Source organism: Pseudomonas sp. NUPR-002, assembly GCF_056322725.1.
Map to the genome: position 1 here is coordinate 2599963 of NZ_CM150476.1, position 18342 is coordinate 2618304.

The window sequence follows — 18342 nt, forward strand, 5'->3', positions numbered from 1 at the left end:
CCAAATGAGGGTGTTTTGGGGCGGGCGGGGAAGTGGGGTATCCAATGCCCGGCAATCCACCCGCTCAGGTTTGAAGTGGGAGCGGGCTTGCCCCGCGATGCGATGTGACTGACAGATCGCCATCGCGGGGCAAGCCCGCTCCTACCGCGTTGTGGCCGGGGCGAGATGCTTCGTCGGCCAGACGGTCATGGCGAATCGCCTTGAGGGGGCTATCGTTGCTTGTCTGGGCAACGACTACCGACTGAGGGAGGCGCCATGAACACCAGTGATTTACTCGAACAACTACTTCAGGCCGGGCAGGGCTCGCAAGCGCGCCAAGGCAGCGGCGGCATGTCCGCGCAAGACGGCCTGGGCGGTTTGGGCGGCTTGCTCGGTGGTCTGCTTGGCGGTGGTGGTGGCGGAGCAATGGGCGGCGGTGGTGGCCTTGGTGGTTTACTCGGCGGCCTGTTGGGTGGCGCGGGTGGCGGCAGTGCTGGCGGCTATACCCAGGGGCGCTCAGCAGGTGGCACCAATTACGCGGCCCTGGCGTCGTTGGGCATGATGGCGTTCCAGGCCTATCAAAGCTGGCAGCGTAGCCACGCAGCAGCGCCGCAACAGGCGGTGCGTACGGTCGACCAATTGTCCGGCCCCGAGGCCGAGGATCACAGCCATGCCATCTTGCGCGCGCTGATTGCCGCCGCCAAGGCTGACGGTCGCATTGACAAGCAAGAAGAACAGTTGATTTACGCTGAAATCAAACGTCACACCGACGACCCGCAACTGCAGCAATGGCTGGACGATGAAGTCAGCAAGCCCCTCGATGCTGCTGACGTTGCGCAGTCGGCCCAGGACCCGGCCATGGCCGCGGAAATGTACCTGGCCAGCGTGATGCTGGTGGATGACCAGCAGGACGCCGAGCGGGCCTACCTTGATGAACTGGCTGGCGCACTGCAAATCGATCCGACCTTGCAGGTACATCTGGAGCAGCAGGCCAAGGGCGGCGCTTGACCGGGCTGAGAGGCCTGCGCTTAGTCCCCCTTGTGTGTCCGGGGCCGAGAGGTCAATTGCGAGCGCGGCGTCAAGATGGCCAAGGCAACCGCCACGATGAAGAGCGCTGGCACGTCACCTGCCAAGTGCCCCATTTGCTCCGGCTGTGTGGCCGCCTGGACGGCCATGATTGCTCCGTGTACAGCGCTAGACCACACGGTGAACCAGATCAGGCTCAGATTGGCTAATGGATCACGTGCGGCCAGGATCAAGAACACGCCAAGTGTGGCGTAGATGCCAACGATCATCATCGGGTAGTCCGAGTGACCGACGTGCCAGGCCCAGCCGGATGGCCAGAACAACATAAGTGGGTAGAGAGCAAGGCACGCGAGGCCAGCCAAAACGAGAACGACGCGCAAATACCTGAGGCGACCGACTACGCTCATAGCGGGATCCTCCTGGGGCCTGACGCTAAAAGACCCCGAGTGGGGGTGATATCGCCCAATCTGCTCAATCAGTTCCGACAGTAGACCAAGCATAGCTACTGATTTGCCATTGCTCCGTCCACCGGCTGCTTTGGGTTGCAGCCGTGTGGTGCGCCACTAGCACACCCAATTGCTGCAACTCACGCACAGGAGTCACCCCATGAACATCGACCTCAGCGCACGCACCGCTATCATCAGCGGCTCTACCGGCGGTATTGGCCTAGCCATCGCCCGTGGTCTGGCGCGTGCCCATGCTGACGTAGTCATCGCTGGCCGTAGCCAGACATCGCTGGATGCCGCCCTGGCCGAACTGCGTGCCCAAGCCGGGCGAGGCCAGGTACAGGGCGTCGTCGCCGACCTGGGCACCGCCGCGGGTGTCGAAACGCTGATCGCCGCCCACCCCAAGGCCGACATCCTGGTCAACAACCTGGGCATCTACGACGATGTCGACTTCTTTGAAGTAGCCGATAGCGAATGGGTCCGCTTTTACGAAATCAACGTACTGTCGGGCGTGCGTCTGGCTCGCCACTACGCCCCGGGAATGGTGGAAAAGGGCTGGGGCAGGATCCTGTTCATCTCTTCGGAATCGGGCATCGCCATCCCGGCCGACATGATCAACTACGGCGTGACCAAGAGCGCCAACCTTGCCGTATCGCACGGTCTGGCCAAGCGTCTTGCAGGTACCGGCGTCACCGTCAATGCTGTGCTGCCCGGGCCGACTCTAAGCGAGGGCGTCGCCAGCATGGTGGCCGAAGCCGCCAAGGCCTCCGGTCGCAGCATCCGCGAAGAGGCTGACCATTTCGTGCGCAACGCCCGCCCGAGTTCGATTATCCAGCGCGTTGCCGACGTCGACGAAGTCGCCCACATGGTGGTCTACCTCGCGTCCCCTTACTCTTCCGCCACCACCGGCGCAGCCCTGCGGGTCGACGGTGGTGTGGTCGACAGCCTTGCGATCTGAATCCAGCGTGTATGAACACAAGGGGCGCATAGCGGCCTTTCATTAAAGGCAGCAATTGGCCAGGAGCAGAGATTGATTTTCTACCGCTAGAGAAGGCGCTTGCGCCCACAGGCTTCCAGGGCAAAATCCAGGAAACTGCGGTGCTTGGGGGCATCCTGCGGTCCGGGGCGTAGAGCATATGCGGAAGCCAATCAGCAAGTCGGCAAGATTGTGGTCACCGTTTGATTGGCCCCGTAAAGGGCTGAAAGCTTGAACTCTCGGCCCTGTTTTTACGCCAGCCGATCGTCTCCTTTTGGCCGTGAGCTGCCAGTCAACAATGACCGCTTCCGGCCCAGACCGTGTAAAAACGCAGCAAACGATGACCATCAACTTCCGGGGATTTTCTCAGCGTCTAGGAGGCCGTCGGAGGCCCAATCAGGCGCAATCGATAATTCTGGTTGCTATGGCACTTTCGGCTTCAGTACGCCTGCTGGAGGGCGGTACGAGTCGTAGAACAGGCCTCAGGCCTTCATCGCTGCCATCAGGGCACCGCTGCCCAGCACGTTCAACACGCGTTTGAGATTGTAGGCGAGCACATGCAGGCTCATCTCGGTACTCACTCGGTCGAGAGTCTTGGTGAGGAAGTGGGTGGCGCCCATCCAGCTCTTCAGCGTGCCGAACGGGTGCTCGACCGTCTGACGGCGGATTCGCATCATTTCAGGCGCTTGATCCAGGCGACTCTGCATCGCTTCGAGCACTGCCTCATGCTCCCATCGGCTCACTCGGCGCTCTGAGCTAGGCGTACAGTGCTCTTTCAACGCACAACCCTGGCAATGCGAACTCCAGTAGCGGTGCAGTTTCAGCCCTTTTTCGACGCTTGAGAACCGCCAGATCAGGCTTTGCCCAGCCGGGCATCGATACTCGTTCTTGGCTGCGTCATAGATGAAATCACCTTTGCCGAAGCGACCAGCCGCTGTCGCTCCCGAGGTCAGCGTCTTGGGCACGAAAACGGTGATTCCAGCCTCATGGCACGCCAGGATTTCTTCGCCTTTGAAATACCCTCTGTCTGCGACCGCCGAGAGTTCCTCGACACCCATGGCCTCTCGCGCTTGCTTGGCCATGGAGCTCAGTTGGTCTCGATCGACCCCGTCGTTCGTGACCTCGTGGGTCACGATCAGGTGGTGCTTCGCGTCGACCGCCGCCTGCACGTTGTAGCCGACTATTCCGCTGCCCCGGGTCTTCATTGAGCGGGCATCGGGATCGGTCAGGGAGATCTGTTTATCCGGTGTTTCGTTGAGCTGTACCTCGACTTCCTTGAGCTCCCGCAGCTTAGTTTTCAAGGTCGCAATCTTGTCGTGGAGGCGTTCGGCTTTGACCTGCGCCACGGCCGGTTCCTGGCGATCAGCGGTATCCAGTGCGGTCAGGTAACGGTTGATGCTGGACTCGATCTCCTCCATTCGCCGCTGAAGCTTGGCGCTGGTGAAATTGCGGTCACGGTTGTTGACCGCCTTGAACTTGCTGCCATCAATGGCTACCAGCGCTTCAGAGAACAGGCCAAGTTGCTGGCACAGCACCACGAACTGCCGACAGACGCCGCGGATTGCCTTGCCGTTATCCTTGCGGAAGTTGGCGATGGTCTTGAAGTCCGGCATCAAACGTCCGGTCAGCCACATCAACTCAACGTTGCGCTGACTCTCGCGTTCGAGACGTCGACTGGACTGGATACGGTTGAGGTAACCGTAGATGTAGATCTTCAGCAGGTCAGCAGGATGGTAGGCGGGTCTGCCGGTTTCCGCCGGGACGACACCCTCGAAACCCAGTAGGCCAAGGTCGAGTTCATCGACGAAAACATCGACCACCCGCACCGGGTTGGTGTCCGCCACGTAGTCATCCAAGCTCTCGGGAAGCAGTGTGCTTTGCCCTCGGTGCTCTCCCTGGATAAAGCGCTTCATTGGCGTCCCCCGCTGATTTTGAATCCATCAAATCACAGCAAGGACGATGCCAACGTTTTTACACGGTCTGGGCCATAAGCGGACTTTCACCGGTGGGAGCGGGCTTGCCCCGCGATGGCGACCTTCCAGACACACTGCATCGCGGGGCAAGCCCGCTCCCACCGAGCCTAGCGCTCTAGGCTGGGTGGCGCAGACCTTTCAATCGTTGCATTGCCCACTGCGCATCGTCGAGAACGTCATCAAAAATGGCTTCCACTGACTGTACGGCATTGGCAAACACTACTGATGGGCCATAGTCGAGCATGCCAAGACTACTGTCACCCGTCAGGTATGCCTGAGTGGTGAGTGTCCCCATTACATGGGGTCGGTAGTCTTCGAAGTCGCTAGTCCCCGTCGCATCCAAAGCGGCAACTGCTTTTGCGCTTTTGTTGTGCAGAACCCGGTGATGCTGCTGTAGGCCGGTCTTCACTACAACGCTATCAGTACCATCACTCTGGACAAGTAAATCCTTGTATTGGCGGTGAATCCACAACTCCTCCGAAACCAACATTCGAGAGCCCATCAAGACAGCGTCTGCCCCCATCATCAGGGTCGCAGCCAGTTGGCGACCTGTTCCTATTCCTCCACCGATGACCAGTGGAATGGAAATCTCTTTCGACGCGTGGGGCGCCTGAACCATGCTGCTGATCCCATAGGTGCCTGGATGTCCTCCACAGTCATTGCCGACGACGATGACTGCATCCACACCAAGCCGTGCAGCTGATCGTGCGTAACGGACAGCGGGGACTTTGTGCAGGACTTTGATACCCGCTTCCCGCAGTGCTGGAAGAATACTTTCGGGACTTGCACCAGACGTTTCGACGCAGAGGACTTCTTCCTCGGCAAGAATTTTCACTTGTTCTTGTAGGCGCTCAGCCGCCTTGGTTTGACTTGAGAGGTAGAGATTCACGCCGAACCTCTTGCCAGAAGTCAGGTCACGGCACATCCGAAGTTGTTCACGAAACTCGCCCGGATCGGGAAAGCCAGCAGCAACGATAAACCCCATCCCACCGGCGTTGACTACCGCCGCGACATAGCTTGCGTCCGAGACACCAGGCCCCATTCCTCCGCAAAGAATAGGGTGACGAATGCCAAGCATTTCAGTAATGCGGGTTTTGAACATCGGGCTTCGCATAGTGGCTCTCCAGTTCATTGACGCCATAAGGCGGACAAGCCGATCCGGGCAAAGGAAGTCGATTCCACACGGCGGAACCACACACCACCGGAAGGCTACAGCCTTATAGCTGAACAATTGTTCAGTAGTAAAGCTATAGGGGAGCGATTGAGCGTACTGGGTCTCAGGATGGCCCTCTTCGTGAGGTTTGTATGGCGTAGAGACGGCCAGCGAAAGACGGCTAATCAATGCAGTGATTGCCGTTGGCGACAGTTCACAAGACCCGCCGGGCTTTCCCCTCATTATGCTTTGCTGCTCTATCGCCTGTGAAAAAACGTGCTAGCGAAACCGCTTGATTGTCGTTGGCCAGTCACTAGCCTCGACAACAGCGTATTCGCTTCACGCCAACAAGGCAGGAGAGCACTGATGAGCGCCCGTAGCAATGTGGTGATACTGAGCTTTGACCGGGCGTCAGCTGCATTGCGCGACGGCCTTTCGGTCGCTCAGCGCATTGGTGACACCCTCTGGGTGGCCAACGACGAGACCACCAGCCTGGAACGCCTGACCCTCCACGAGACAGCACCCGGTGAGGAGGTGATCTGCGACGCGCATCAATCCTTCCCGCTCATGGCATACCTCGACCTGCCCATACCGGAGTCGGACGACGAGATCGATATTGAAGGCCTGGCCTACGACCAGGACAGCGGATACCTCTGGGTGGTGGGCTCGCACAGCCTCAAACGCAAAAAGGCCGACCCCGACAAGCCTGCGCAAAAGAACATCAAACGGCTGTCGACGATCGAGGCAGACGGCAATCGCTTTCTGTTGGCGCGTATTCCTGTGGTGCAGCAGCACGACCGCCCTGAACTGGCCTGGGTGGTGGATGCCGATGGGCGTTCGGCGGCGCAGTTGCGTGGCAATGCGCTTGGCAACGACCTGACGGCGGAAATTGCCAGGGATGATCAGCTTCGGGACTTTCTGCGTATCCCGGGTAAAGACAACGGGTTCGATATCGAAGGGCTGGCGGTGATCGGTTCGCGGCTGCTGTTGGGCTTGCGCGGGCCGGTGCTGCGCGGGTGGACGGTGATGTTGGAGATCGAGCCGGAACTGGATGGCAACTCGGTGGATACGCTGGTGCTGAAGAAAATCGGCGAGGATGGGCGCCGCTATCGCAAGCATTTCTTCTCGCTCAATGGACTGGGAGTGCGGGACCTGTGCGTGAGTGGCGACGATCTGTTGATTCTGGCGGGGCCAACCATGGACCTGGACGGGCCGGTGACGGTGTTTCGTTGGCGAGGTGGTTTCGCTTCTGATGAACAACAGGTGGTCTTTGCCGAGCAGTTGGAGACAGTGCTGCAGGTGCCTTTCGGGCAAGGGGACGATCATGCTGAGGGGATGTGTTTGTTCGGGCCGAGTGAGCAGGGCGGGGAGGTGGTGTTGATTGTTTATGATTCGGTGGCAGATGGCCGTAAACGGGGTGAGCGGAGTGTAGAAGGGGACTTGTTTATCTTGGAATAGTCCTTCGTATTCCTCAGGCAATCCACCTTAACAATTGTTAATGCTGCCCTTCAGCGTTCCTGCCCAGAATGAGGAAAACAATAATCAGCAGGAACCCCGCATGACCCCTTCACCCCACTGTGCGACATCTGTCTATGCGCTTTTTCAGGCCTCGGCCCAGGCTTTCGGCGAACGCCCCGCGCTGACCTACCTCAGCAATCTGGAGCCACGTCAGACGCTTACCGTCAGCTACAACGAGCTGCTGTCGAACATCAATCGCGCGGCGCGCCTGATTCTGGATCTGGCCGGGACGCGTAAGCCAGTTGTCACGCTGCTGCTGCCCAACATTCCTCAAAGCCAGTACCTGCTGTGGGCCGCTGCCAGCGTCGGTGTCGCTAACCCGATCAACCCGCTGCTCAACGAGGATGCGCTGTACAACCTGATGCTCAAGGCCGAGACCAATCTGATCTTCGTGCTGGGCCCCGCGATCGATCCTGACCTTTGGCAAAAAGCGATCAATGTATCCAGGCGCCTGCCGAACACGCCCACTTGCATTTCGGTCATGGCGCCAGGCGGAGCGTTCTGTTTTGACGCAGAGCTTGAAGGCTACAGCGCTGACGAACTGGAGCCTGCCTTGCAGCCCCAGGCCGATGATATCGCCGCCTACTTTCATACCGGCGGCACCACAGGGTTGCCTAAACTGGCCTGCCACACCCATGCCAATCAGTTGGCGGCGGCGTATGCCTACCGGCGTTGCATGCAAGCCAGCGTCACTGACGTAGCGCTCAACGGCTTGCCGCTGTTCCATGTGGCAGGGGCGCTGGTCAACAGTCTGGGCGGTTTGGCAAGCGGCTTGAATATGCTATTGCCGACCCTTTCGGGTTTTCGCAATCCCGAGGTTATTCGACGTCACTGGCAATTGGTCGAGCAGTACGGCATCACCATCAGCGGCGGCATACCGACTTCGGTTGCAGCCATGCTCGATGTGCCGGTGGCTGGTCATGACATCAGCTCGTTGCGTTTCATGATTTCCGGCGGCGCGCCCGTACCTGCGGCGCTCTGCGAGCAGTTGCGCGAAACCACTGGGTTGAACCTGTACCAGGCTTACGGCATGACTGAGGCGGCGGGTGTGATTACCTTGCCCAATCTGCAGTGTCCCTCCCTGCCAGGCAGTGCCGGCCACGTGAGCGGGGCGATGGAAGTGAAGATCGCCAGCAACGGCGAGATCTGTGTGCGCGGGCCGATGGTCTTCCCTGGGTACTTGGGCCAATCTGAAAACCCGCTGGAAGATGGCTGGCTGCGTACCGGAGACCTGGGCCGCGTAGATGAGCTGGGTAATCTGTTTATCACTGGGCGTGCCAAGGACTTGATCATTCGCAGCGGTCACAACATCGACCCGGCGCTGATCGAGCAGTGCCTTGAGGCTCACCCACAGGTGTTGCTCGCCGCCGCCGTCGGTATGCCGGATGAATATGCCGGTGAGTTGCCGGTAGCCTTCGTGCAACTACGCAAAGGCAGTGAGGTGAATGTCGAGGAGCTGCGTCAGTACGCGTTCGACAACATTGCCGAGCGCCCGGCTTGCCCGAAACAGGTGTTTCTGGTCGACGCGCTGCCCGTTACGGCAGTGGGGAAAATCATCAAGCACCGGCTGCGTGAACTGGCTGCGACCTATGCCTATAGCGAGCGCATCCGGCAACGGTGCGGCGATCTCTCGGGTGTCGAGGTGAACCAACAAGGCGATGGCAGCCTGGCGCTCAACCTCGACAACGTGCCTGCTGAACACCAACGTTGGTGTGCAGAGCAGGCTGAACGTTTGGGGATTCGTGCACGGATGTCAGCGTTAGCAGCTCACTGAAAGGCACGGAATGCGAAAGGGCGGCCGCTGTGATTCAGCCGCCCAGTTTGCGTTTGATTCGCGAAAATGAAACGGCGTCCATGCTCAGGTAGCTGGCCAGCTGGTACTGCGGCACCCGCGACAGCAGCCAGCGCTCATGCTCCAACAGCCAGCGATAGCGCTCCTCGCTATTACAGGTCAGCAACAAGGCCTCTCGTACTTCATTGCGCAACATGATCTCGCGGGTGATGGTGTTGAGCATGCCCTGCAACTGCACACTGCCGTCATGCTGCTGCGTCAACACGTTCAGCGGCACCGCCACCAGGCAACCAGCCTCCAGCACCTCGATGTTGTAGGTGCAAGGTTGTTGCCGCAGAAAAGCACTCAGCGAGCCAACCATGTCACCTTCGTGAAAGAACGCTTTGTTCCACTGCTTTCCTTCCGGGGATGAGTAGTAATAACGCACCAGGCCCGACAGAATGATGAAAAAGTGCGTGGGCGATTCGCCGGCACGCACGAGGTGTTGGTCGCGGGCAACGTCGCGCAGTTCAAGCACCTGCAACAGACGCTGCAAAGGCTCAGGCTCGCTCACGCCGTAGCGGTGGAGAACGGACTTGAACAGCTCAAGCGCGTTCGCGTCGAGAAGGGTTTTCACGGTGATTCTCGCGACTCGGGGAGTTGTCGTGGGCGGTTCCAAAACGCTCTGAAGACACGCAAGGCAAGCCCCCGAAGCCGGTGGGACATCAGTTATGCCAGCGCTTCGTTGTGTGCCTCTCGAAACAGCATAGCCACGCATTCAGCGGTCAAGGCCGGTTCTGTTTCACCCTCGATTTCAAGTTGGGCCAGCAGGATCAGCAGCGTACGCCCCTCATCCTTGGCTTCGGCCGAATGCACGGTAGCGCGTGCCCGCACACGTGAGCCGGCACGTACCGGGTTCTTGAAACGTACGTTGGTGACGCCGGCATTGACCAGGCTACTGACGCCGGCAGGCACGATGCCCATCTGCATCATCAGGCCGCCGAGCAACGACAGGTTGAGAAAGCCATGGGCAATGGTGGTGCCGAACGGGCTCTGTTCTTTACAACGCGCCTCATCGACGTGTATCCACTGGCGGTCTTCGGTGCAGCGGGCAAATTCGTTGATGCGGGCCTGGTCGACCGTGGCCCATTCAGAAACGCCCAATTCCTTGCCCACGAAGTGATGCAGGTCGTCGTAGTGGTAAAGCGGTGTCATACAGCGCACTCCAAAGCGGTGGCATCTTCAAGAATCATGCTGGCGCCTTTCTCGCCAATCATGGTGACGGGTTGGTTGGTATTGCCGTTGACCAGAGTGGGCATGATCGATGCGTCGATCACGCGCAGCCCCTCCAGGCCATGCACACGCAAGCGTGCATCGACCACCGCCATTGCATCGCTGGCCGGGCCCATTTTGCAGCTGCCCACCGGGTGGTAGGCCGTCTCGACGTTCTGCCGCACCCAGTTCTCGATCTGCTCATCGCTTTGCACATGCGGCCCAGGATTCACCTCGCACTCGTTGTGCACCGCGAGGCCTGGTTGGGTGGCGATCTTGCGCATCATCTTGATACCCAGCACCAGTCGCTGAAGGTCTCGGGGGTGGCTCAGGTAGTTGGGGTCAATCAACGGTGGCGCCAGTGGATCACTGCTGCGCAAACCAACCCGACCACGGGAGAGCGGGCGCCCATCGTTGATCGCCATCGAGTAGCCATAACCGGATGCCGACAGCTTCATGTCGCGCCCATGGTCGCGGTACATGATCGGTGCACAATGCAGCTGCATGTCGGGCAGGGTTTCTTGTGGCAACGAGCGCACAAAGGCGCCCGCCTCGATCACATTGCTAGTGAGCATGCCGCGGCGGCCGAAGATGAACTGGAACATGGCCTGTACACCTTGGAGCAGTGACGAAGGGTGCAAGGAGATGCCGCGACGGGTGTGGGTACGCACGTTGATCACCACGGCAAGGTGGTCCTGCAGGTTCTGACCGACGCCCTCAAGCGCGTGGCGAACCGGGATGCCATGCTTTTCCAGCTCTGCACGTGGGCCGATACCAGACAACATCAGCAGTTGCGGAGACTGGAAGGCGCCACCGCTGAGTATGACCTCGCCGGTGGCCCGCGCTTCACGCACTTGGCCGTTGTGCCGGTACTCCACACCTACTGCACGCGTGCCGTCCAACAGCACGCGGGTGGCATGGGCGCCGGTGATGATCTGCAGGTTTTCCCTGTCTTGCGCGGGAGTCAGGTACGCCCGGGCGTTGCTGCAACGGCGGCCGTCTTTTTGATAAGTGCGCTGCAGGCAGGCGCCTTCTTGATTGGCGCCGTTAGGGTCGGCGCTGCGCGGCAGCCCTGCCTGGGTGCAGGCCTCAAGAAAGGCGTGGCCGTAGGTGCTGGTCCAGCGCCGCTCGGAAATATTCAGCGGTCCACCCTTGCCATGGTACGGCGCGTCAGCAGGTTGGCTGGCAGGCTCGAAGTTTTCCGACTTCTTGAAAAACGGCAGAACTTCGCTAAAGCTCCAGCCCGTGCACCCCAGACGCTCCCACTCATCGTAGTCCCACGGCTGACCACGGGTGTTCACCGCCATATTGATACTGCTCGAACCACCGAGGCAGCGCCCACGCGGTTGAAACAAGCGGCGGTTGGCCAATTCAGCTTGCGGCTCGGTTTCGAACAGCCAGTTGTAGCGACTGCTGCGCATCAACGCCACGGTGCCAGCCGGAATCGCCACCAGCGGGTTCCAACGACCGCTCGGGCCTGCTTCCAACAGCAGCACGCGATTACTTGCGCACTCACTTAAACGGTTTGCCAACACCGACCCGGCCGACCCGCCACCGACAATTATGTAATCCCACTCGTTGCTGTTCATTACTGATGTCACCTTTGTAATTGTTGTGGTGTCGCGTCAATCGAACAGGTCTGGATCGCTGTGGGTGATCTGATCCCACAGCGGTCGTGCCTGGAACCAGCCGGCATACGGCGAGCCGACCTGCGCGCGCACGCCCAGTGCGGTTTGGTGATCGATCAGCTTGGGGTTGCCAGCCGCCATGGCCAGCAACTGCGCCTGGCAGGAGCGTTCCAGGGTGATGAACCACCAGATGGCCTCGGCCACCGTCTGGCCCACGGTCAGCAGGCCGTGGTTCTGCAGGATCACGGCCTTGTTTTTGCCCAGTGCCTCACCGATGCGCTGGCCCTCATCCTGGGCCGTGGCAACACCGCCGAATTCGCTGTACAGGCCATGGTCCTCGTAGAAGGCGCAGGCGTCCTGTGTGATCGGCGCAAGCTTGATGCCCAGGCTGGAAAACGCCTTGCCATGCAACGAGTGCGCGTGTGCAGCGGCCAAGGCGTCAGGACGGGCAGCGTGCACATGGGAGTGGATGACCAAGGCGGCGCGGTTGACCGCGTACTGGCCTTGGACAACGTGACCCTCATGGTCGACCAGGACCAGGTCTGAAGCACGAATGCGGCTGAAGCTCTTGCCGAACGGGTTCACCCAGAACCACTCGGACGGCCGCTCAGGGTCACGCACGGTGATGTGCCCGGCGACACCTTCGGAAAAGCCGAAACGACCAAAAAGCCGCAAGCCAGCGGCGAGTTGCTCTTTGCGGTATTGGCGTTCTTCGGCAAGGGTGTCGAAGCTCGGCGGCTGTGGAATCTGGACACCTTCAGGGCAGGGGCCAAACAGGGCATTAACCAAGGCTGCAGGTAGTTCTTTTGTCATTGTTATAGGCTCCAGCGGCGCGATTCGATGGCGCCAATGCAGGTTCAGGAGTGCTGAAATTAAACAAAAATCGATCAATTAACTTGACTATTAGCGAATCGAAACCTGACTATTTACGAATATTTTTAGGCGGCGCAGGGCGCTGGCAGGTGATGAGCTAATGAACTATTTCGTGCGCAGTGGCTCGCTTCTGGGATTTTCCGAACTGGTCCGAGAGCTGGGGCAAGAGCCTGAGCGTCTGTTGCGCGAAGCCGGTTTGAGTCAGGCAGTGATGCACTCGCCTGACCTGTACATCCCCTATGTGGCGATGGCGCAGGTGCTGCATCTGGCCGCCTTGCGCTGCAAGGCCCCCGACTTTGGCGTGCGCCTGGGTAATCGCCAGGGATTGGAAGTGCTTGGCGCGCTCGGCTCGTGCCTGTGCATCCAGGCCACCGTCGGTGACGCCATGCAGTTGCTGCAGAGGAACATGGACTTCCATGCGCGGGGGCTGCTCTGGGAAATCAGCACGAGCGCGTCGCGGGTGGATATCCACTTGAGGTTTGCCTTTGCCGCGGAAGTGGATTGCGAACAACTGAATGCGTTGACGCTGGCGGTGTTCACTCAAGGTATCAGCCAACTGCACAATGCTGATGTGCCGCCGCTTGAAGTCGGGTTGCAGATGGCCAAACCTGCCCATCACAACGTCTACCAACAGGCATTGCGCGGCACCGTGCGCTATGAACAGGCGACCAACCTCTTGAGCTACCCCGCGGCCTTGTTGGAGCAGCCGGTGGTGGTTGAGCAGCGCTGGCGCAATCACCTGACGCGACAATGGCGCAGCGGTTGGCAGCGCTTGGCCCCCATCAGCCTGGCCGACCAGGTAGAAAGCGCCATTGATGCCTTGCTGCCAACCGGGGAGTGCAACCTGGCCATGGTCGCGACGCTGGTAGAAATGCACCCGCGCAGCCTGCAACAGCGCCTCAAGGCACAAGGCAGCAGCTTTGCGCACACGCTCAAAGCGGCGCGCATGCGCTTGGCCAAGCATCACCTCACCAGCAGTTCCATCGACTTGACCACCCTGGCGCTCAACTTGGGCTTTGCCGACCTCACGGCGTTCAGCCGTGCGTTCAAACAATGGACCGGCGAGTCGCCACGCCGGTGGCGACAGCTGGCCGATAGCGCGGACGCTGAAGCCCACTGACGGCAGGTCAGCAGCTCTCAGCTCTTCATGCGAATCATCAGGTTGAGGATTTTTTCGACTTTCTTACCGTAGGGCGGCAGCATCATGTTGATCGCCCGGATCGGGCCCTGGTACAGCACTGGGCGCAGCTTGGAGAAGGTCAGGAAGCCTTCGTAACCGTGGTAGTGGCCCATGCCGCTGTTCCCGATGCCACCAAACGGCAGGCTGTGCACGCTGACATGCAACAGGCTGTCGTTGATGGTCACGCCCCCGGACAAGGTGTTGTAGATGTACCAATCGGCCAGGCTACGTTCATTGGTGTAGGCGTAGAACGCCAGCGGGCGAGGGCGGTTGTTGATGTAGTCGGTGACTTCCTCACGGGTGCAGTAGGTCTTGATCGGCAGAATCGGACCGAAGATCTCGCGCTGCATCAGCTCCATGTCTTCGGTTGGATTGAGCACGATCACCGGTGCCATGATCCGCCGACCGGCATCAGGCGTCTGCGATTCGACCAGATTGACCAGCGTGGCGCCCTTGGCCTTGGCATCGTCCAACGCCGCCTGCAGGCGGTCGTAGGAACGTTGATCGATCACGGCGGTGTAATCGCCATTGTTGATGATCGGGTAGTGCTTGGCGCAGTAAGCCTTGGCTGCGGCGACAAATGCGTTGACCTGACGCTCCGGCAAAAACAGGTAATCCACATTGGTGCAGATTTGCCCGGCGTTGAACGTCTTGGCCCACAGAATACGTTGGGCCGCTTTCTCGATTGGAAAATCTGGCGCGACTACAGCGGGCGACTTGCCGCCCAGCTCAAGGGTTACTGGTGTCAGGTTCTGTGCGGCGTTGGCCATTACCGCTTTACCGGTGGCCGGCGAGCCGGTGAAGAAAATATGGTCGAACTTCAGTGCAGTGAAGGCCGGGCCACGGCCACCACCGTCTTCGAAAAACACCAGTTTGCCTGCCGGGAAATAGCGCGGCGCCAGGGCTTTGAGCAAGCTCGCCAAGTGATTGGAGTTCTCCGACATCTTCACCATTGCGCTGTTGCCAGCGGCGAAAATACTGGTCAGTGGGTGAAAGGCCATGGCGATCGGAAAGTTCCACGGCACCACCACACCGACCACACCGATCGGCTGCGGGATCAGACGCGCGCGCGCCAGCGGCAACTGCATCGGGTCAACGTGGCGTTTTTGTGGCTTCATCCACTTCTTCACCCGCTTGATGGTGTCGTGCAAGCCATCCAGGGTCACCGCGATCTCGGCAAAGGTCGTTTCAAACCGCGAACGGCAACCGTAATCCTTGTTCACCGCTTCGATCAGCGCCTCGCGGTTGTCGGCCACCAGCCGCACCAACGCCTTGAGGTCGGTCACACGTTGAATAGCGTCCGGGCAGCGGTTGGCCTCGAAGTGCGCGCGCTGGCCCTCCAGGCATTGCAGGAACTCAGCGGGGATATCGACGATCGCGTTCATGGGGTCTCACTCGAAGTATGCAGGCAAGCAATGGGGCTGTTATTGGATTGGACGAGCTGCGACAGCAATGAGTGGTTACGCGCCGAGTAGCAGCGCCGCTGGGAACCGTTGGACCCTGACAGTGTGTTTCAACCACTTTTGCTGATCAGGCTTCAAAACTATATAAAAAGTCCGTTGAAAACCTGACCATTCACGAACGCCAACTTGACTATTTGCGAGGGGCGGGATGCAGGGTGCGGTAGGAGCGGGCTTGCCCCGCGATGGCCAGAGGCATCAACCCATTACGGGCCGCCATCCAAACGTTTCGAAGCCGTTCCGTAATTACCAAGCTGATAGATCGCAATGTTCTTGACGCCAAACGTGAAACTCTCGAATGGCTGCAGTTCAAGTGCCTTGAGCCAGTCGAGTGGCGCAACGCCGATCGTCACGTGTGGGTTGAATTTGGCACCGGTCTGGTTGGGGATGAACGTGTCGACATACTCGAACAGGGCAGGGGGAAAGGCTGCGCCAGACGTGTCGGGAACGAAGGCTGAGGCATCGCCACCTTTGACAGCATACTGACCCGCACCCTCGATTACCGCGTTCTGCAACATGCGCAAACGTTCGGTTGGCTGAATGACGATACCGGCCAAGCCGACCTGGCCATTGGGTATATGGTAGAGCCCCGTTGCTGTCATTTGCAGGCGATCAAGTTCGAACGCTGACTTCACGCTGTCAACGGCCGCCACGACCTTTGGCAGGTCGGTTTGCGCAATGTACAGCTGGAGCAGGGTGATGTGCGGGGCGTGCTCGGCATCCAGTTCGAACCCTTCCGGGCTTTGCTCACGCATCAAGCCATTCCATTTCCCGGCCACCTCGACCATTTTTGCGTCAGGCTGGATGAGGATGTCGATGGCGATCAGGTCGTCACGAGCATTGGCTGACGATACAGTCAGCAACAGCGCTGTCAGTACCAGTGTTTTCTTCAAGAAAGTCGTCAGCATCGCCATTCCTCCTACGCTGGCTGACTCATTGCAGAGCAGGGTCGCTCTGATGAGTGAAAGTAAGCGTAGCCGAGGCATATTTATCCCGGGCGGTTCCTTACCACTGGCGAGATCGGCCGATCGCAGCGGGTCGCAAACGACTGCTCTGGATCGCTGCTTCCGACCCAAAGCCGTCGGTGGATTAGCGGCTCGGTGGGAGCGGGCTTGCCCCGCGATGCGGTGTGTCTGGAGGGCCGCCATCGCGGGGCAAGCCCGCTCCCACCGGCGAAAGTCCGCTTCTGGCCCAGACCGTGTAAAAACGTTGGCATCGTCCTTGCTGTGATTTGATGGATTCAAAATCAGCGGGGGACGCCAATGAAGCGCTTTATCCAGGGAGAGCACCGAGGGCAAAGCACACTGCTTCCCGAGAGCTTGGATGACTACGTGGCGGACACCAACCCGGTGCGGGTGGTCGATGTTTTCGTCGATGAACTCGACCTTGGCCTACTGGGTTTCGAGGGTGTCGTCCCGGCGGAAACCGGCAGACCCGCCTACCATCCTGCTGACCTGCTGAAGATCTACATCTACGGTTACCTCAACCGTATCCAGTCCAGTCGACGTCTCGAACGCGAGAGTCAGCGCAACGTTGAGTTGATGTGGCTGACCGGACGTTTGATGCCGGACTTCAAGACCATCGCCAACTTCCGCAAGGATAACGGCAAGGCAATCCGCGGCGTCTGTCGGCAGTTCGTGGTGCTGTGCCAGCAACTTGGCCTGTTCTCTGAAGCGCTGGTAGCCATTGATGGCAGCAAGTTCAAGGCGGTCAACAACCGTGACCGCAATTTCACCAGCGCCAAGCTTCAGCGGCGAATGGAGGAGATCGAGTCCAGCATCAACCGTTACCTGACCGCACTGGATACCGCTGATCGCCAGGAACCGGCCGTGGCGCAGGTCAAAGCCGAACGCCTCCACGACAAGATTGCGACCTTGAAAACTAAGCTGCGGGAGCTCAAGGAAGTCGAGGTACAGCTCAACGAAACACCGGATAAACAGATCTCCCTGACCGATCCCGATGCCCGCTCAATGAAGACCCGGGGCAGCGGAATAGTCGGCTACAACGTGCAGGCGGCGGTCGACGCGAAGCACCACCTGATCGTGACCCACGAGGTCACGAACGACGGGGTCGATCGAGACCAACTGAGCTCCATGGCCAAGCAAGCGCGAGAGGCCATGGGTGTCGAGGAACTCTCGGCGGTCGCAGACAGAGGGTATTTCAAAGGCGAAGAAATCCTGGCGTGCCATGAGGCTGGAATCACCGTTTTCGTGCCCAAGACGCTGACCTCGGGAGCGACAGCGGCTGGTCGCTTCGGCAAAGGTGATTTCATCTATGACGCAGCCAAGAACGAGTATCGATGCCCGGCTGGGCAAAGCCTGATCTGGCGGTTCTCAAGCGTCGAAAAAGGGCTGAAACTGCACCGCTACTGGAGTTCGCATTGCCAGGGTTGTGCGTTGAAAGAGCACTGTACGCCTAGCTCAGAGCGCCGAGTGAGCCGATGGGAGCATGAGGCAGTGCTCGAAGCGATGCAGAGTCGCCTGGATCAAGCGCCTGAAATGATGCGAATCCGCCGTCAGACGGTCGAGCACCCGTTCGGCACGCTGAAGAGCTGGATGGGCGCCACCCACTTCCTCACCAAGACTCTCGACCGAGTGAGTACCGAGATGAGCCTGCATGTGCTCGCCTACAATCTCAAACGCGTGTTGAACGTGCTGGGCAGCGGTGCCCTGATGGCAGCGATGAAGGCCTGAGGCCTGTTCTACGACTCGTACCGCCCTCCAGCAGGCGTACTGAAGCCGAAAGTGCCATAGCAACCAGAATTATCGATTGCGCCTGATTGGGCCTCCGACGGCCTCCTAGACGCTGAGAAAATCCCCGGAAGTTGATGGTCATCGTTTGCTGCGTTTTTACACGGTCTGGGCCGATTTCTGCCTGCCCCTTACGCCAAGCATAAATCCGCCAGAATCTACCCATCCCGGCAATCCCCAAATCACCTTCCAACAATGCAGAACACCCGCTACGGGCGGCGCTTCCATGCACAATGCATGACGGTTTATTTTGCAGTTGTTACAAGATGTTGAATTCAAAGGTGTTGTGAATCGCAGCGTTTTGGCACAGGCCATGCACCCGAATAACTGGACATTC

At 59.4% G+C, this 18342-nt stretch carries 15 protein-coding genes; 6 read left to right on the forward strand and 9 right to left on the reverse strand.

Translation table 11 applies throughout. The features are described from left to right. Positions 1 to 255 precede the first annotated feature (255 nt). Positions 256 to 987, forward strand: a complete 732-nt coding sequence (locus ACVWSC_RS11870; RefSeq protein WP_442113823.1) for a tellurite resistance TerB family protein — start codon at positions 256 to 258, stop codon at positions 985 to 987. 20 nt (positions 988 to 1007) lie between these two features. On the opposite strand, the gene ACVWSC_RS11875 is transcribed toward ACVWSC_RS11870, so the two are convergent. Continuing rightward, the gene (locus ACVWSC_RS11875) at positions 1008 to 1412 is read right to left on the reverse strand and encodes a DUF6632 domain-containing protein (RefSeq protein ID WP_442113824.1); all 405 of its coding nucleotides are present in this window, start codon (positions 1410 to 1412) and stop codon (positions 1008 to 1010) included. A 199-nt stretch (positions 1413 to 1611) separates the two neighbouring features. Here ACVWSC_RS11875 and ACVWSC_RS11880 point away from each other — a divergent pair, with 199 nt between their 5' ends. Then, positions 1612 to 2409, forward strand: a complete 798-nt coding sequence (locus ACVWSC_RS11880) for an SDR family NAD(P)-dependent oxidoreductase (RefSeq protein WP_442113825.1) — start codon at positions 1612 to 1614, stop codon at positions 2407 to 2409. 500 nt (positions 2410 to 2909) lie between these two features. Here the strand turns inward: ACVWSC_RS11880 and ACVWSC_RS11885 are convergent, their stop codons facing one another. Both ACVWSC_RS11885 and ACVWSC_RS11890 read right to left on the reverse strand, forming a co-directional pair. After that, complete coding sequence (locus tag ACVWSC_RS11885; protein ID WP_023098450.1) at positions 2910 to 4340, reverse strand: IS1182-like element ISPa7 family transposase; 1431 nt, start codon at positions 4338 to 4340, stop codon at positions 2910 to 2912. Between the two features lie 175 nt (positions 4341 to 4515). Continuing rightward, positions 4516 to 5514: an NAD(P)H-dependent flavin oxidoreductase gene (locus ACVWSC_RS11890; protein WP_442113826.1), complete on the reverse strand. Its 999-nt coding sequence runs from the start codon at positions 5512 to 5514 to the stop codon at positions 4516 to 4518. 405 nt (positions 5515 to 5919) lie between these two features. Between ACVWSC_RS11890 and ACVWSC_RS11895 the strand changes: the two genes are divergently transcribed. Both ACVWSC_RS11895 and ACVWSC_RS11900 read left to right on the forward strand, forming a co-directional pair. Next, positions 5920 to 7011, forward strand: coding sequence for a DUF3616 domain-containing protein (locus tag ACVWSC_RS11895; protein ID WP_442113827.1), 1092 nt, complete (start codon positions 5920 to 5922; stop codon positions 7009 to 7011). Between the two features lie 100 nt (positions 7012 to 7111). Then, positions 7112 to 8845 carry an AMP-binding protein gene (locus ACVWSC_RS11900; RefSeq protein ID WP_442113828.1) on the forward strand — a complete coding sequence of 578 codons (1734 nt, stop codon included), beginning with the start codon at positions 7112 to 7114 and terminating at the stop codon, positions 8843 to 8845. A gap of 34 nt (positions 8846 to 8879) precedes the next feature. Here ACVWSC_RS11900 and ACVWSC_RS11905 read toward each other — a convergent pair whose 3' ends face one another. The 4 genes from ACVWSC_RS11905 to ACVWSC_RS11920 form a co-directional block, all read right to left on the reverse strand. Further along, positions 8880 to 9479 carry a Crp/Fnr family transcriptional regulator gene (locus ACVWSC_RS11905; protein WP_442113829.1) on the reverse strand — a complete coding sequence of 200 codons (600 nt, stop codon included), beginning with the start codon at positions 9477 to 9479 and terminating at the stop codon, positions 8880 to 8882. Positions 9480 to 9571: 92 nt separating this feature from the next. Further along, on the reverse strand, positions 9572 to 10057 hold the full coding sequence (locus tag ACVWSC_RS11910) for a MaoC family dehydratase (protein ID WP_442113830.1): 486 nt from the start codon (positions 10055 to 10057) through the stop codon (positions 9572 to 9574). Then, entirely contained in the window at positions 10054 to 11703 is a 1650-nt protein-coding gene (locus tag ACVWSC_RS11915; RefSeq protein WP_442113831.1) for a GMC family oxidoreductase, read from the reverse strand. The genes ACVWSC_RS11910 and ACVWSC_RS11915 overlap by 4 nt, the downstream gene beginning before the upstream one ends. A 36-nt stretch (positions 11704 to 11739) precedes the next feature. Continuing rightward, entirely contained in the window at positions 11740 to 12555 is an 816-nt protein-coding gene (locus ACVWSC_RS11920) for a class II aldolase/adducin family protein (RefSeq protein WP_442113832.1), read from the reverse strand. A 160-nt stretch (positions 12556 to 12715) separates the two neighbouring features. On the opposite strand from ACVWSC_RS11920, the gene ACVWSC_RS11925 reads away from it, so the two are divergent. Further along, entirely contained in the window at positions 12716 to 13735 is a 1020-nt protein-coding gene (locus ACVWSC_RS11925) for an AraC family transcriptional regulator (protein ID WP_442113833.1), read from the forward strand. A gap of 17 nt (positions 13736 to 13752) precedes the next feature. On the opposite strand, the gene ACVWSC_RS11930 is transcribed toward ACVWSC_RS11925, so the two are convergent. Next, a complete protein-coding gene (locus tag ACVWSC_RS11930) occupies positions 13753 to 15180 on the reverse strand; it encodes a coniferyl aldehyde dehydrogenase (protein WP_442113834.1) in 1428 nt (475 codons plus the stop codon). Between the two features lie 281 nt (positions 15181 to 15461). After that, positions 15462 to 16169 carry a 2'-5' RNA ligase family protein gene (locus ACVWSC_RS11935; protein ID WP_442113835.1) on the reverse strand — a complete coding sequence of 236 codons (708 nt, stop codon included), beginning with the start codon at positions 16167 to 16169 and terminating at the stop codon, positions 15462 to 15464. 348 nt (positions 16170 to 16517) lie between these two features. On the opposite strand from ACVWSC_RS11935, the gene ACVWSC_RS11940 reads away from it, so the two are divergent. Continuing rightward, complete coding sequence (locus ACVWSC_RS11940) at positions 16518 to 17948, forward strand: IS1182-like element ISPa7 family transposase (RefSeq protein ID WP_023098450.1); 1431 nt, start codon at positions 16518 to 16520, stop codon at positions 17946 to 17948. The last annotated feature ends 394 nt before the right edge of the window (positions 17949 to 18342 follow it).